The organism is Streptomyces sp. NPDC001941, from assembly GCF_040296945.1.
GTDB lineage: Bacteria > Actinomycetota > Actinomycetes > Streptomycetales > Streptomycetaceae > Streptomyces.
Genome location: NZ_JBEOYE010000001.1, coordinates 129,992 through 144,697, shown reverse-complemented (window position 1 = coordinate 144,697; position 14,706 = coordinate 129,992). Strand labels below are relative to the sequence as shown.

The 14,706-nt window shown below is 71.0% G+C and carries 10 protein-coding genes; 3 read left to right on the top strand and 7 right to left on the bottom strand.

What is annotated here, in order from left to right:
- Nucleotides 1-5 precede the first annotated feature (5 nt).
- The 3 genes from ABT160_RS00570 to ABT160_RS00560 all read right to left on the bottom strand — a co-directional run bounded on the left by ABT160_RS00570 (nucleotide 6) and on the right by ABT160_RS00560 (nucleotide 3,951).
- Complete coding sequence (locus ABT160_RS00570; protein ID WP_351641669.1) at nucleotides 6-584, bottom strand: Uma2 family endonuclease; 579 nt, start codon at nucleotides 582-584, stop codon at nucleotides 6-8.
- A 101-nt stretch (nucleotides 585-685) separates the two neighbouring features.
- On the bottom strand, nucleotides 686-1,927 hold the full coding sequence (gene hemW / locus ABT160_RS00565) for a radical SAM family heme chaperone HemW (RefSeq protein WP_351641667.1): 1,242 nt from the start codon (nucleotides 1,925-1,927) through the stop codon (nucleotides 686-688).
- A gap of 59 nt (nucleotides 1,928-1,986) precedes the next feature.
- Nucleotides 1,987-3,951, bottom strand: coding sequence for a SpoIIE family protein phosphatase (locus ABT160_RS00560; RefSeq protein WP_351641665.1), 1,965 nt, complete (start codon nucleotides 3,949-3,951; stop codon nucleotides 1,987-1,989).
- Nucleotides 3,952-4,104: 153 nt separating this feature from the next.
- Between ABT160_RS00560 and ABT160_RS00555 the strand changes: the two genes are divergently transcribed.
- Nucleotides 4,105-8,190 (top strand): HAMP domain-containing hybrid sensor histidine kinase/response regulator, encoded by a 4,086-nt coding sequence (locus ABT160_RS00555; RefSeq protein ID WP_351642195.1) that lies wholly within the window; start codon nucleotides 4,105-4,107, stop codon nucleotides 8,188-8,190.
- A gap of 10 nt (nucleotides 8,191-8,200) precedes the next feature.
- Nucleotides 8,201-8,785 carry a response regulator gene (locus ABT160_RS00550; protein ID WP_351641663.1) on the top strand — a complete coding sequence of 195 codons (585 nt, stop codon included), beginning with the start codon at nucleotides 8,201-8,203 and terminating at the stop codon, nucleotides 8,783-8,785.
- A 65-nt stretch (nucleotides 8,786-8,850) separates the two neighbouring features.
- Here ABT160_RS00550 and ABT160_RS00545 read toward each other — a convergent pair whose 3' ends face one another.
- The 4 genes from ABT160_RS00545 to lepA form a co-directional block, all read right to left on the bottom strand.
- Nucleotides 8,851-10,740 carry an AMP-dependent synthetase/ligase gene (locus ABT160_RS00545; RefSeq protein WP_351641660.1) on the bottom strand — a complete coding sequence of 630 codons (1,890 nt, stop codon included), beginning with the start codon at nucleotides 10,738-10,740 and terminating at the stop codon, nucleotides 8,851-8,853.
- Nucleotides 10,741-10,940: 200 nt separating this feature from the next.
- Nucleotides 10,941-11,270 carry a hypothetical protein gene (locus ABT160_RS00540; protein WP_351641657.1) on the bottom strand — a complete coding sequence of 110 codons (330 nt, stop codon included), beginning with the start codon at nucleotides 11,268-11,270 and terminating at the stop codon, nucleotides 10,941-10,943.
- A gap of 198 nt (nucleotides 11,271-11,468) precedes the next feature.
- Entirely contained in the window at nucleotides 11,469-11,798 is a 330-nt protein-coding gene (locus tag ABT160_RS00535) for a hypothetical protein (RefSeq protein WP_351641655.1), read from the bottom strand.
- A gap of 247 nt (nucleotides 11,799-12,045) precedes the next feature.
- Nucleotides 12,046-13,911: a translation elongation factor 4 gene (gene lepA, locus ABT160_RS00530; protein WP_351641653.1), complete on the bottom strand. Its 1,866-nt coding sequence runs from the start codon at nucleotides 13,909-13,911 to the stop codon at nucleotides 12,046-12,048.
- A 209-nt stretch (nucleotides 13,912-14,120) separates the two neighbouring features.
- On the opposite strand from lepA, the gene rpsT reads away from it, so the two are divergent.
- Complete coding sequence (rpsT, locus tag ABT160_RS00525) at nucleotides 14,121-14,387, top strand: 30S ribosomal protein S20 (RefSeq protein WP_351641650.1); 267 nt, start codon at nucleotides 14,121-14,123, stop codon at nucleotides 14,385-14,387.
- Nucleotides 14,388-14,706 lie beyond the last annotated feature (319 nt).

Below are 14,706 nucleotides of genomic sequence, written 5' to 3'. Positions count from 1 at the left end.
CCCCGTCACGGACGGCGGTGCGGCCTGGCTCCCTTGTAGGTGCCGAACCCGCTCGTGTCCAGCTCGATCCCGAACGGCTCCAGCGCCAGGGGCTCGCCGAACTTGGTGATCTGCTGGGCCCGGTAGTCGGCCTCCTCCCCCGTCCCGACCGGGAGGGTGAGGAGCACGCAGTGCGCCATGATCGGGTCGATGACCAGGTAGACGGGCACCTGGCCGGCGGCGTAGATCGAGCGCTTGACGCCGTAGTCCCTGTCGACACTGGTCCGGGAGACGACCTCGACCACCATCGTGACCAGCGAGGACGGGAGCAGTCGTCCTGATTCGGGATGCGCTTCACGCTCAAGCACCACGAGGTCCGGGATGGGCTCGCTCGACTCGCTGACGATGTCGATGTCCTGCGTCTGGAGTCGCGCCCACCTTGCGCGCGGGATCTGGTCCTGCACTTCCTCGACGATGAGGTTGTGGACCAGGTCCGGGCCCGCCATCATCACGATTTCCCCCCGCAGCAACTCGGCCGTGAGGCCCTCGGGAGGCTCGAACCCGTCGAAGAACTTCGCCACCCCACGCTCGTCCACAGCGGTCATCTCCGTGGTCCTCCACATCCGCCGCGTCCCTGTCGACGGCAGCCTAGGAACAGGGTAGGCAGCCGTCGCCCGCTTGCACACGGATTCACCCACCCGGGTGATCAGTCCACCAGGTCCCTCACCACCGCGTCCGCCAGCAGCCTCCCCCGCAGTGTCAGTACCGCGCGTCCCGCGCCGTACGGCTCCGGGGCGAGGAGGCCCTCGTCCCGTGCCCGTACCGACGCCGCCAGGCCCGCGGGCCTGAGCAGGGACAGCGGGACGCCCTCGCGCAGGCGCAGTTCCAGGAGGATCCGCTCGACCCGGCGGTCCTCGTCGGTGAGCAGTTCGCGGCCCGCGCCGGGCGAGCGGCCCTCGGCGAGGGCGGCCGCGTAGGCGCCGGGGTGCTTGACGTTCCACCAGCGCACCCCGCCGACGTGGGAGTGGGCGCCGGGCCCGGCGCCCCACCAGTCGGCGCCGCGCCAGTACAGCTCGTTGTGCAGGCAGCGGCCGGCCTCGGTGGTGGCCCAGTTCGACACCTCGTACCAGGCGAACCCGGCCGCCGAGAGCGCCTCCTCGGCGATCAGGTAGCGGTCGGCGTGCACGTCGTCGTCCGTCATCGGGACCTCGCCGCGCCGGATGCGCCGGGCCAGCTGGGTGCCCTCCTCGACGATCAGGGCGTACGCGGAGACGTGGTCGGGGCCCGCGCCGACGGCCGCGTCGAGCGAGGCCCGCCAGTCGTCGTCGCTCTCGCCGGGGGTGCCGTAGATCAGGTCCAGGTTCACGTGGTCGAACCCGGCCGCGCGCGCCTCCGCGACGCAGGCCTCGGGGCGGCCCGGGGTGTGCGTGCGGTCCAGCACCTTCAGCACGTGCCGCCGGGCGCTCTGCATGCCGAAGGAGATCCGGTTGAAGCCGCCCTCGCGCAGCTCGGCGAGGTAGCGCGGGTCGACCGACTCGGGGTTCGCCTCGGTGGTGACCTCCGCGTCGGGGGCGAGGCCGAACTCGTCGCGGATCGCCCCCAGCATCCGTACGAGGTCGGCGGCGGCCAGCAGCGTGGGCGTGCCGCCGCCGACGAAGACCGTGCGCACCGGGCGCGGGTCGTCGCCCAGGACCTTGCGGGCGAGCCGGACCTCCTCGACGACCTGCTCGGCGTAGTTGTCGCGGGAGGCCAGGACCCCGCCGGTGGAGCGCAGCTCGCTCGCGGTGTAGGTGTTGAAGTCGCAGTAGCCGCAGCGCGTCGCGCAGTAGGGCACGTGGAGGTAGAACCCGAGCGGGCGGTCGGCGGCCCCGGCCAGGGCGGACGCGGGCAGCGCCCCGTCGTCGGGCACGGGTTCGCCGTCGGGCAGTACGGAAGGCATGCCCCCCATTGTCCGGCACGGCGGGCCCGCCCGGCGCGCGGGCCCGGGCGTGACCGGCCGGACCGGTCCTACCCGGCCTGCAGGACCAGCAGGGCCAGGTCGTCGCCGGGCGGTTCCTCGGAGAAGTCGTGCACCGCGCGCCTGATCCGGTCGGCCACGCCCTGCGCGGTCATCCGGGCGCACCGGGCGAGCGCCTGCTGCAGCCCGTCCCCGTCGTCGAACATCACGGTGCCCGAGCGCCGCTCGGTCACCCCGTCGGTGACGCACAGCAGGGTCTCCCCCGGGGCGAGCACGAAGCTCCGGCTCTCGTACGCGACGTCGTCGACGACCCCGAGGAGCACCTGGGAGGAGGCGGCGGGGCGCACCGACCCGTCGGGGCGCAGCAGCAGCGGCAGCGGGTGCCCGGCGCTGGCCAGGGTGCAGCGGGCGCCGCCGCCCTGCTGTGCGGGCAGCGGCTCCAGCTCCCCGTACAGCAGGGAGAGGAAGCGGGGCTGCGGGAGGTCGGGGACGGTGCCGCCGCGCCCGCCGGCGGCGACGACCATGTGGGCGGCGGCCTCGGCGGCCTCGGCGGCCTCCATGGCGTCGTCGAGGAGGAGCCGGTTGAGCCGGTCGAGGACCTCGCCGACCTCGTACCCCTCGCGGGCGAGCAGACGCAGCCAGGGGCGGGCGAGTCCGGTGACGACGGCGGCCTCGGGGCCGCTGCCCTGCACGTCGCCGAGGACGAAGCACCAGCGGTCGCCGCCGCGGCCCCGGCCCGCCGGGAAGATGTCGTAGAAGTCGCCGCCGGCCACCCCGTCGCCGCTGGGCTCGTAGACCAGGGCGGTGTCGACGCCGGGGATCCGGGCGACCTGGCTGGGCAGCAGTCCGCGCTGGAGCACCCGGCTGATGGTGGCCTGGCGCGCGTACTGCCGGGCGGCCCCGATGGCGAGGGCGACGCGGCGCGCGAAGTCCTCGATGAGCGCGGAGACCTCGTCGGGGGTGCGGCTGAGGCACTCGCGTCCGACCAGCAGGGTGCCCAGCGCCCGGCCCCCGGCGACCAGCCGGTAGGCCACCGCCCGGCCGTCGCGCTCCTGGTCGCACGGCCACGGCACGGGGACGGGGCCGGGGTGCGGCACGGCGGGCGGCGGCTCCTTGCCCAGGGCCAGGCGCAGCCGCTCGATGGCGGACTCGTCGGCGTGCCAGACGCGGGCCAGCCGCGGGGCGCCCGCGGCCTCGCCCTCCAGCCAGACGGCGCACCAGTCGGCGAGCCGGGGCACCAGGAGCTGTCCGGCGAGCGCGGCGACCAGGTCCTCGTCGAGCTGCCCGGCGAGCAGGTCGGAGGCCTCGGCGAGGAAGGACAGGGCGCCCCTGCTGACCCAGTCGGCGTCGTCGCGGACGCCGCGGCGGTGCGCGGGGGCGGGAGGGGCGGCGACGGCGGGGACCACGGCGTCGCGCGGCGCGGGGTCGGGGACGGCGGGGTGCGGCAGGGCGTCCCACCCGGCGAGCGGGAGGCGGGCCCAGACGGTCTTCAGGCCGGGGCGGTAGGTGATGCCCCAGCACTCGGCGAGGGAGGCGACGAGCTGCAGGCCGCGGCCGTACTCGTCGGTGCCGCCGGTGCGGCGCTCCGCGCGGGCGGCCGGCTCGCCGCGCACGGGGCGGGAGGGGTGGTGGTCGGAGACTTCCAGGACGAGGGCGCCGGGGTGGTCGTCGGCGGGTTCCTCGAAGCGGACCAGGAGTTCGACGGTGGTGCCCGCGTGCACCACGGCGTTGGTGACGAGTTCGTTGACGACGAGGACGGCGTCGTCGGCGACGCGGTCGGTGAGCGCGCCGGCGGCGTCCGGGCCGAGCGCGGTCCAGCCGGCCAGCGCGGTGCGCACGAAGCGGCGCCCCTCGGCGGGCGCCAGCGGGTTGCCGGGCAGGCTGGTGCGGGCCGCGGGGCGGGCGCGGGCGTCGGCGCGGTGTTCGGGGAAGTCGTGCGGGAGTGCGGGCTGGTGAGCGGTATCGCGCTGGGACGGAATGGACCCCACGGTGCGGCTCCTGGTCGGTTCTGGCATTGCGCCGCTCTGGACACCGACAGGGTGACAGACTGAGCCTGCCCATAAGCGCCGAGTCATCGAAGTGGGCGGACAATGGACAAAGACAGTACGTTGCCGACGGCGGACGGCGGCTGGATCCGGACATCCGAACTCCGGCCCCTGCTCGCGGCCATGACGGCCATGCGGGACGGCGACTTCCGGGTGCGGGTGCCGGAGACGTACGAGGGCCTGCCGGCCGAACTCATCGCGGTGTTCAACCAGATCGCGGTCCGCAACCAGCACTTCGCCGACGAACTGACCCGGGTGCGGCGCGAGGTGGTGCGGCACGGGCGGCTGGACGACCGGCTGCAGGCGGGGCCCGGCCAGGGCGCCTGGACCTCGGACGTGAACAGCGCCAACTCCCTGCTGGACGCGCTGGTGGTGCCCGCGGCGAACGCGACGCGGGTGCTGGACGCGGTGGCGGGCGGCGACCTGACGCAGCGGGTGGACCTGCACGACGGCAACCGGCAGCTGCGCGGCGACCTGCGCCGGCTCGGCCGGGCGGTCAACAAGATGGTCGACCAGCTGTCGCTGTTCACCGGCGAGGTGACCCGGGTGGCCCGCGAGGTCGGCACCGAGGGCCGGCTCGGCGGGCGGGCCAAGGTGACCGGCCTCTCGGGCAGTTGGCGCGACGTGACCGAGGCCGTGAACACGATGGCGGCGCGGCTGACGGCGCAGGTCCGGGACATCGCGGCGGTGACGACGGCGGTGGCGCGCGGCGACCTGACCCGTACGGTCACGGTGGAGGCGACCGGCGAGCTCCTGGAGCTCAAGCTGACCGTGAACACGATGGTCGACCAGCTGTCGGCGTTCGCCGACGAGGTCACCCGGGTGGCCCGCGAGGTCGGTACCGAGGGCCAGCTGGGCGGCCGGGCCCAGGTGCGCGGCGTGTCCGGGGTGTGGAAGGACCTGACCGACAACGTCAACTTCATGGCCTCCAACCTCACCTCCCAGGTCCGCAACATCGCCCAGGTGACCACCGCCGTGGCCAACGGCGACCTCTCGCAGAAGATCACCGTGGACGCCAAGGGCGAGATCCTGGAGCTGAAGTCGACCATCAACACCATGGTCGACCAGCTGCTCGCGTTCGCCGACGAGGTCACCCGGGTCGCCCGCGAGGTCGGCACCGAGGGCAACCTCGGCGGCCGGGCCCAGGTGCGCGGCGTCTCGGGCGTGTGGAAGGACCTGACCGAGAACGTCAACTTCATGGCGGACAACCTCACCTCCCAGGTCCGCAACATCGCGCTGGTGTCGACGGCGGTGGCCCAGGGCGACCTGGGCAAGAAGATCACCGTCGAGGCGAAGGGCGAGATCCTGGAGCTGAAGTCGACCATCAACACCATGGTCGACCAGCTGTCCGCGTTCGCCGACGAGGTCACCCGGGTCGCCCGCGAGGTCGGCACCGAGGGCAACCTCGGCGGTCAGGCGCAGGTGCGCGGCGTCTCGGGCGTGTGGAAGGACCTGACCGACAACGTCAACTTCATGGCCTCCAACCTCACCTCCCAGGTCCGCAACATCGCCCAGGTGACCACCGCCGTGGCCAACGGCGACCTGTCGAAGAAGATCACCGTGGACGCGCGCGGCGAGATCCTGGAGCTGAAGGACACCGTCAACACGATGGTGGAGCAGCTGCGGGCGTTCGCCGACGAGGTGACCCGGGTGGCCCGCGAGGTGGGCACGGACGGGCGGCTCGGCGGGCGCGCCCAGGTGCTGGGCGTGTCCGGGGTGTGGAAGGACCTGACCGACAACGTCAACTACATGGCGGACAACCTCACCTCCCAGGTCCGCAACATCGCCCAGGTGGCGACGGCGGTGGCCCAGGGCGACCTGTCGAAGAAGATCGACGTGGACGCGCGCGGCGAGATCCTGGAGCTGAAGACCACCATCAACACCATGGTGGACACACTGTCCTCGTTCTCCTCCGAGGTCACCCGGGTGGCCAGGGAGGTGGGTTCGGAGGGGCAACTGGGCGGCCAGGCCCGGGTGGAGGGCGTGTACGGCACCTGGAAGCGCCTGACGACGAACGTGAACGAACTGGCGCTGAACCTGACCACCCAGGTCCGGGCGATCGCCGAGGTGGCCTCCGCGGTGGCGCAGGGCGACATGTCGCGCTCGATCACGGTGGAGACCCGCGGCGAGGTGTCCGAGCTGAAGGACAACATCAACCTGATGGTGTCCAACCTGCGCGAGACCACCCGCGCCAAGGACTGGCTGGAGTCCAACCTGGCCCGCCTGGCCGGGCTGATGCAGGGCCACCGGGACCTGATGGAGGTCGCGGACCTGATCCTGCGCGAGCTGACCCCGCTGGTGAACGCGCAGTACGGGGCGTTCTTCCTGGCCGACCCGGGGGGCGACGGCGCTCCGGCCCGTACCACCAGCAGCACCAAGGGCCTGGCGTTCATCGCGGGGTACGGCTCCGCGCAGGCCGCCACCTTCGACACCACGGGCATGCCGGGGCACGGCCTGGTGCGCCAGGCGGCGCTGGAGAAGAAGCGGATCCTCCTGGAGGAGGCGCCGCCGGGCTACATCAAGATCAACTCAGGGCTCGGGGAGGCCTCCCCGAGCAGCGTCGTCATCATCCCGATCCTCTTCGAGGACAAGCTGCTCGGCGTGATCGAGCTGGCCACCTTCTCCCGCTTCTCCGACGTCCACCTGGCCTTCTTCGACCAGTTCGTGAACACCATCGGCGTCGCCATCAACACGATCATCGCCAACTCCCGCACGGAGGCGCTGCTCGGCGAGTCCCAGCGGCTGGCCGTGCAGCTCCAGGAGCGCTCCGACGAGCTCCAGCGCCAGCAGGCCGAACTCCAGCGCTCCAACGCGGAGCTGGAGGAGAAGGCGGCCCTGCTGGCCACCTCCTCGCAGTACAAGTCGGAGTTCCTGGCCAACATGTCGCACGAGCTGCGCACCCCGCTCAACTCGCTGCTCATCCTGGCCCGGCTGCTCTCCGACAACCCCGACGGCCACCTCTCCGACCAGGAGGTGCAGTTCGCCACGACCATCCACCGCTCGGGCTCCGACCTGCTCCAGCTGATCAACGACATCCTGGACCTGTCGAAGATCGAGGCGGGCCGGATGGACGTGCGCCCCAAGAAGCTCCCCCTGATCAAGCTGCTGGACTACGTGCACGCCACGTTCCGCCCCATCACCCTGGACCGGGGCCTGGCCTTCGAGGTCGCGGTGGGCGAGGACGTGCCCCGGGAGATGTTCTCCGACGAGCAGCGCCTCCAGCAGATCCTGCGCAACCTGCTCTCCAACGCCATCAAGTTCACCTCGTCGGGCCGCGTCGAGCTGCGCGTCAACCGGGTCAAGGACCCCGAGGACAAGCTGCTCAAGGGCATGGACGACCTGGTCGCGTTCGCCGTCTCGGACACCGGCATCGGCATCGCGGCCGAGAAGCTGCCGGTGATCTTCGAGGCGTTCCAGCAGGCCGACGGCACCACCAACCGCAAGTACGGCGGCACCGGCCTCGGCCTGTCCATCAGCCGCGAGATCGCCGGACTGCTCGGCGGCCGGATCATCGCCGAGAGCGAGCCGGGCCGCGGCTCGACCTTCACGCTGTACGTCCCCGTGCTCTACCCCGGCCACGCGTCCGGCGACTCCGACGCGCCGCACGAGACGGCGCCGCTCACCACCAGCGAGCGCCACCACGCCGACCACCTGCCGCGCCCGGAGCCCGAGGACGCCTGGCCGACCACCACCAAGCTGGAGGAGTGGCGGTCCGGCCGGGCCGGCCGGGTACTGCCCGGGCGCCGGGTGCTGATCGTGGACGACGACATCCGCAACGTCTTCGCGCTCACCCACGTCCTGGGCCGGGTCGGGATGCCCGTGCTGTACGCGGAGAACGGCCGGGAGGGCATCGAGACGCTGGAGCGCAACCCGGACGTCGAACTGGTCCTGATGGACATCATGATGCCGGAGATGGACGGCTACGAGACCATCGAGGCCATCCGGCGCAGCCCCCTGTGGACGGACCTGCCGATCGTCGCGCTCACCGCCAAGGCGATGCCCGGCGACCGCGAGAAGTCCATCGCCCAGGGCGCCAACGAGTACGTGCCCAAGCCCGTGGACGTCGACCGCCTCCTGGCGGTCGTCTGCGCCCTCCTCGACCCGGAGGGCGAACCCGCGGACCGGGCGGGCCTTCCCGCCGGACCGTCCGCGCTCCCCGGGCAGGCCACCAGCAGCGGAGAGACTGCCGTACCGCCGACGATCACGTGAGGCAGACACGATGAGCACAGAGGCACCCGCGGTCGACCGCGCGAGCATCCTCCTGGTCGACGACATGGAGGACAACCTCGTCGCCCTGGAGGCGGTCCTGGGGTCGCTCAACGAACCACTGGTACGGGCCCGTTCGGGCGAGGAGGCGATGAAGGCCCTGCTGCGGCACACGTTCGCCGTCGTCCTGCTCGACGTGCGGATGCCCGGCATGGACGGCTTCGAGACGGCGTCCAACATCAAGCGGCTCGACCAGACCAAGGACGTCCCGATCATCTTCCTGACCGGCACCGACGCCGACAGCGGCTACGCGTTCCGCGGCTACGCCACCGGGGCGGCGGACTTCCTCACCAAGCCGTTCGACCCCTGGGTGCTGCGCGCCAAGGTCAACGTCTTCCTGGAACTGCACCGCAAGAACCGCCAGTTGGAGCGGCTGCTGGCGCGCGAGCAGAAGCAGCTCGGCCAGATCGGGGACCGGCTCGCGGCGCTGGAGCGGCGGCTGCTCGACGGGCGGGACGAGGACGAGCCCGGACTGCGCGCGCAACTGGCCCGCATCGAGGAACTCCTGCGCGACCTCAAGCGGGGTCGCGCGCACTGAGCTCCGGCGGGGCGGGGCCACGAGGGCCGCCGCCCCGCAGGAGCGGACGGTGGGGGCGAGGGGGCTCAGGCCTCCTTGGCGCCCGCGTACATCTCCTCGACCAGGTCCTTGTAGGTGCGCTCGACGACCGGGCGCTTGAGCTTCAGGCTCGGCGTCAGCTCGCCGTGCTCCACGTCCAGGTCGCGCGGCAGCAGCCGGAACTGCTTGATGGTCTGCCAGCGCTGGAGGTTCCCGTTGAGCCGCTCCACGTACCCCTGGACCATCGCGCGCGTCTGCGGCGCGGCCACCACGTCGGCGTAGCTGCGGCCGGACAGGCCGTTGTCGGCGGCCCAGCCGAGCAGCGCCGCCTCGTCCAGGGCGATCAGCGCGGAGCAGAAGTTCCGGTCGGCGCCGATCACCAGGATGTTGGAGACGAACGGGCACAGTGCCTTGAAGTGGCCCTCGATCTCGGTCGGCGCCACGTACTTGCCGCCCGAGGTCTTGAACAGGTCCTTCTTGCGGTCGGTGATCCGCAGGTAGCCGTCCGGGGACAGCACGCCGATGTCCCCGGTGTGGAACCAGCCGTCGGACTCCAGGACCTCGGCCGTCTTCTCGGGCAGCCCGTGGTAGCCCTCCATCACGCCCGGGCCGCGCAGCAGGATCTCGCCGTCGTCCGCGATGCGCACCTCGCAGCCGGGCAGCGGCTTGCCGACGGTGCCGGTGCGGTAGGCCTCGCCCGGGTTCACGAAGGAGGCGGCGCTGGTCTCGGTGAGGCCGTAGCCCTCCAGGATGTGGATGCCGGCGCCCGCGAAGAAGAAGCCGATCTCGGGGGCGAGCGCGACGGAGCCGGAGACGCAGGCGCGCAGCCGCCCGCCGAAGGCCTCGCGGAGCTTGGAGTAGACGAGCGCGTCGGCGACCTTGTGCTTGGCGCCGAGCGCGAAGGAGACCGAGGCGGAGCCGGTGCGCCGGAAGTTGTCCTGGGACTCCTTGGCGTACTCCCGCGCGACGCCCGCCGCCCACTGGAAGATCTTGTACTTGGCGCCGCCCCCGGCCCGCGCCTTGGCCGCGACCCCGTTGTAGACCTTCTCGAAGATCCGCGGCACGGCGGCCATGTAGGTCGGCTGGACGACCGGGAGGTTCTCGATGATCTTGTCGACCCGGCCGTCGACGGCCGTGACCCCGCCGACCTCGACGTGCCCGGAGGTGAGCACCTTGCCGAAGACGTGCGCCAGCGGCAGCCACAGGTACTGCACGTCCTCCTGGGTCACCAGGCCGGTGGCGGCGATGGCCTTGGCCATGTACGACCAGTTGTCGTGCGGCAGCCGTACGCCCTTGGGGCGCCCGGTGGTGCCGGAGGTGTAGATCAGGGTGGCCAGCCGGTCGGCGGTGATCGCGGCGATCCGCTCCTGGACCACGTCCGGGTGCTTGGCCAGGTACTCGGCGCCGCGCGCCTCCAGGTCGGCCAGCGAAAGCACCCAGCCCTCGGGGTCGCCCTCGGCGGGCACCGCGTCGGCCGCGTCGATCACCACGACGTGCGCCAGGTCGGGCAGCTCGGCGCGCTTCTCGCGGGCCTTGGCCAGCTGGGCGGCGTCCTCGGCGATGAGCACCCGGCTGCCGGAGTCCGCCAGGATGTACGCCGACTCCTCGGCGTTCGTCTGCGGGTAGACCGTGGTCGTGGCGGCGCCCGCGCACATCACGCCCAGGTCGGCCAGGATCCACTCGACCCGGGTGGCGGCGGCGAGGGCGACCCGCTCCTCGGGCTCGACGCCCAGGTCGACCAGGCCGGCCGCGATCGCGTACACCCGGTCGGCGGCCCCCTGCCAGCTGAGCGACTTCCAGTCGTCGGGACCCTGGCCGGTCGCCGACGGCACCGGATAGCGGTACGCCTCCGCATCCGGCGTCCTGCCCACGCGCTCCACGAAGAGGTGCGCCACGGAGGGCGGGCGGTTCTCGATCAGGGTCTGGGTATCGCTCACGACGTCCTCCGGGCCTGCGGCAGTGCTGCACGACGGGCTGGTTGTTTAACTGGCGAGTAACCATCGAGTCGTGATCAGGGTAGAGCCCAGGGGACCTGCGCGTAAGGCCCCGCGTGGGGCCGCTTGATACCCGCTTCATAACGAACGGGCCCCCGCACGGTCCGTGCGGGGGCTCGATCGGTGTATCCAGCAGGTAAATATCAGAGGTCGATGACCCCGTTCACGCCGACCAGCAGGTCGGTCAGGATGTTCAGGTCCAGACCGACGTTCGCGTCCACGTCCGAGACGACCGCGGCACCCGCCGGGCCGTCGACCTTCACGCCCGACTTCGACTTGGCGCCACCGGCCGTGTGGGTGGTGCTGGACGCACCGGCCGTCAGCAGGTTGCCGATGCTCAGGCCGGTGCTCGCCTCGCTGCGCACCAGACCGCCCGGGTTCTCGTCCGCGGCGGCGGAACCCGCGGCGGCACCGGTCAGCAGCAGACCGGCGAGCACGGCACCGGCGGCACGAGAAATGATGATTCGATTCATGATGTTGCCTCCTTCAAACGGGATTGTTATTCGAATCCCGAATTCCACCCCCCAGCTCGAAATACTCCCCGACCGCCGGGAAGCACCTGAAGAGACCATTAAGAATACGAAAGCGGGCCCGGCGACAAGCGCCGGGCCCGCTGGAATTCATACTGCCGTCGCCGGTGGAAGCGGCGCGGCCGTCGAACCCTGAGGGGTTCAGCCGCCGATCGGCAGGCCGCCCATCATCGGACCCGCGGCGGTCTTCGCGCCCTGGCCGACGTTGGTCTTGGCGACCGAGTCGTTCGTGGCCTTGACCTTGTCGGCGGCACGGGTGACCGCGCCGACGACCGCGTCGACGTTGATGTTCGGCTTCTTCACGACGTTCTTGGTGACGGTGTCGCTGGTCACCAGGTTGTCCGCGGCGGAGCGGGCGTCGGCCTTGTTGGTGGCCGGAGCGTTGTCGACGTCGTCGGCGAAGGCGGGGGAAGCCACACCCATGGCCATGACGGTACCGGCGACGACAGCGGCGGCCTTCGTGTACTTCATCTCAGCATCCCTTTCTGAAGCGGCGTCCGTCACGGTCACGACCGTCGTGCCGCCCGAGCGTCTTGCTGGCCGCTCGGAACGTCGCTTTCAGTATTCGTAACGGGACGACCCCGAACCCGGAAACTCTTATTCCACGGCCTTTTTGGCAATCACCCGGATGCCCCTGACGGTTTTCCAATCCTCACATCAACGCAAAAAGCGCCCGTCCGTGGAACGGACGGGCGCTTTTCCACGCTCTGAACTGCGACTACTTCTTCTTGCCGCCGGACTCGTCGCTGGAGAGCACCGCGATGAAGGCTTCCTGCGGAACCTCCACGGAGCCCACCATCTTCATGCGCTTCTTGCCTTCCTTCTGCTTCTCCAGCAGCTTCCGCTTCCGGGAGATGTCACCGCCGTAGCACTTGGCGAGGACGTCCTTGCGGATGGCGCGGATCGTCTCGCGGGCGATCACCCGCGAGCCGATGGCCGCCTGGATGGGCACCTCGAAGGCCTGCCGCGGGATCAGCTCGCGCAGCTTGGCGACCAGGCGCACGCCGTACGCGTACGCCGCGTCCTTGTGCGTGATCGCCGAGAACGCGTCGACCTTGTCGCCGTGCAGCAGGATGTCCACCTTGACCAGGCTGGAGGCCTGCTCGCCGGTGGGCTCGTAGTCCAGCGAGGCGTAACCGCGGGTCTTGGACTTCAACTGGTCGAAGAAGTCGAAGACGATCTCCGCGAGCGGCAGCGTGTAGCGGATCTCGACCCGGTCCTCCGAGAGGTAGTCCATGCCGAGCAGGGTGCCGCGCCGGGTCTGGCACAGCTCCATGATCGCGCCGATGAACTCGGTGGGCGCGAGGACCGTGGCCCGCACGACGGGCTCGTACACCTCGTCGATCTTGCCCTCGGGGAACTCGCTCGGGTTGGTCACCGTGTGCTCGGTGCCGTCCTCCATCAGGACGCGGTAGACCACGTTCGGCGCCGTCGCGATGAGGTCCAGGCCGAACTCGCGCTCCAGGCGCTCGCGGATGACGTCCAGGTGCAGCAGGCCGAGGAAGCCCACCCGGAAGCCGAAGCCCAGGGCCGCCGAGGTCTCCGGCTCGTACACCAGCGCCGCGTCGTTGAGCTGGAGCTTGTCCAGGGCGTCGCGCAGCTCCGGGTAGTCCGAGCCGTCCAGCGGGTACAGGCCCGAGAACACCATCGGCTTGGGGTCCTTGTAGCCGCCCAGCGCCTCGGTCGCGCCCTTGACCTGCTGGGTGATCGTGTCACCCACCTTGGACTGGCGGACGTCCTTCACACCGGTGATCAGGTAGCCCACCTCGCCCACGCCCAGGCCGTCGGCCGGGAGCATCTCGGGCGAGTTGGTGCCGATCTCGAGCAGCTCGTGGGTGGCTCCGGTGGACATCATCCGGATCCGCTCGCGCTTGTTGAGCTGGCCGTCCACCACTCGTACGTACGTGACGACGCCGCGGTAGGAGTCGTACACCGAGTCGAAGATCATCGCGCGGGCGGGCGCGTCCGCGACGCCGACCGGCGCCGGCACGTCCCGCACCACGCGGTCGAGCAGCGCCTCGACGCCCAGGCCCGTCTTGGCCGAGACGCGCAGCACGTCGTCCGGCTCGCAGCCGACCAGGTTCGCCAGTTCCTCGGCGAACTTCTCCGGCTGGGCGGCCGGCAGGTCGATCTTGTTCAGGACGGGGACGATCGTCAGGTCGTTCTCCATCGCCAGGTACAGGTTGGCGAGGGTCTGCGCCTCGATGCCCTGGGCGGCGTCGACGAGCAGGACGGTGCCCTCACAGGCCGCGAGCGACCGGGACACCTCGTAGGTGAAGTCGACGTGGCCGGGGGTGTCGATCATGTTCAGGATGTGGGTACTGCCCTGACCCGGCCCCTCCGCGGGGGCCCAGGGCAGACGCACCGCCTGGGACTTGATCGTGATGCCGCGCTCGCGCTCGATGTCCATGCGGTCGAGGTACTGGGCGCGCATCTGCCGCTGGTCGACGACGCCGGTCAGCTGGAGCATCCGGTCGGCGAGCGTGGACTTGCCGTGGTCGATGTGGGCGATGATGCAGAAGTTCCGGATCAACGCCGGATCGGTACGGCTCGGCTCGGGCACGTTGGTAGGGGTCGCGGGCACGCAGGGTCCTGATTCTTGAGACGCCGGGCGTCTCGGCTCGGGTCGACTTAGGAGCGATACGTAGGTTCCATGGTCCCACGGCTGCGGACGGGCGACCGGTTTGGGCCGGTCGGGGGACGGCTGGTAGCCTGGGCAGCTGTGTCTCGTGTGCCCTCTCAGCCGCGTGGACACGACCCTTGTTGAAACATCGAACCTGAAAAGGCTCACTCGTGGCGAACATCAAGTCCCAGATCAAGCGCAACAAGACGAACGAGAAGGCGCGCCTGCGCAACAAGTCCGTCAAGTCGTCGCTGAAGACCGCGATCCGCAAGGCCCGTGAGGCCGTTGCCGCCGGCGACGTCGAGGCCGCGACCACCGCTGCCCGCGCCGCTTCGCGCCAGCTCGACAAGGCCGTCTCGAAGGGTGTCATCCACAAGAACGCCGCCGCCAACAAGAAGTCGGCGCTGGCGTCCAAGGTGTCCTCCCTCCAGGGCTGAGTCCCTCCCGGACCCCGGCTCCACCGACCCTCGGGTCCGGTGGTCCCCGGATCCCTTTGATGTGAACGCCGGGACGGACCCAGCGGGCCCTCTCTCCCGCTCCTGACCGGCACCCCGGATCCGCACGCGGCCTGCGTTCGCCACGCGGGTGCGGATCCAGCTCCAAGAGCATCACCGAGAACCCCCGCCCCAGCCCTTCCCCAGGGCCCGGAGCGGGGGTTCTCGCGTATGCGCGTACGGACGGATAGCGCGTACGGACGGACGGCCTGCGGGAAGCCGGTGCCCGTGTCCGGTGCCTGTGTGTACGTGTGCCTGTGTG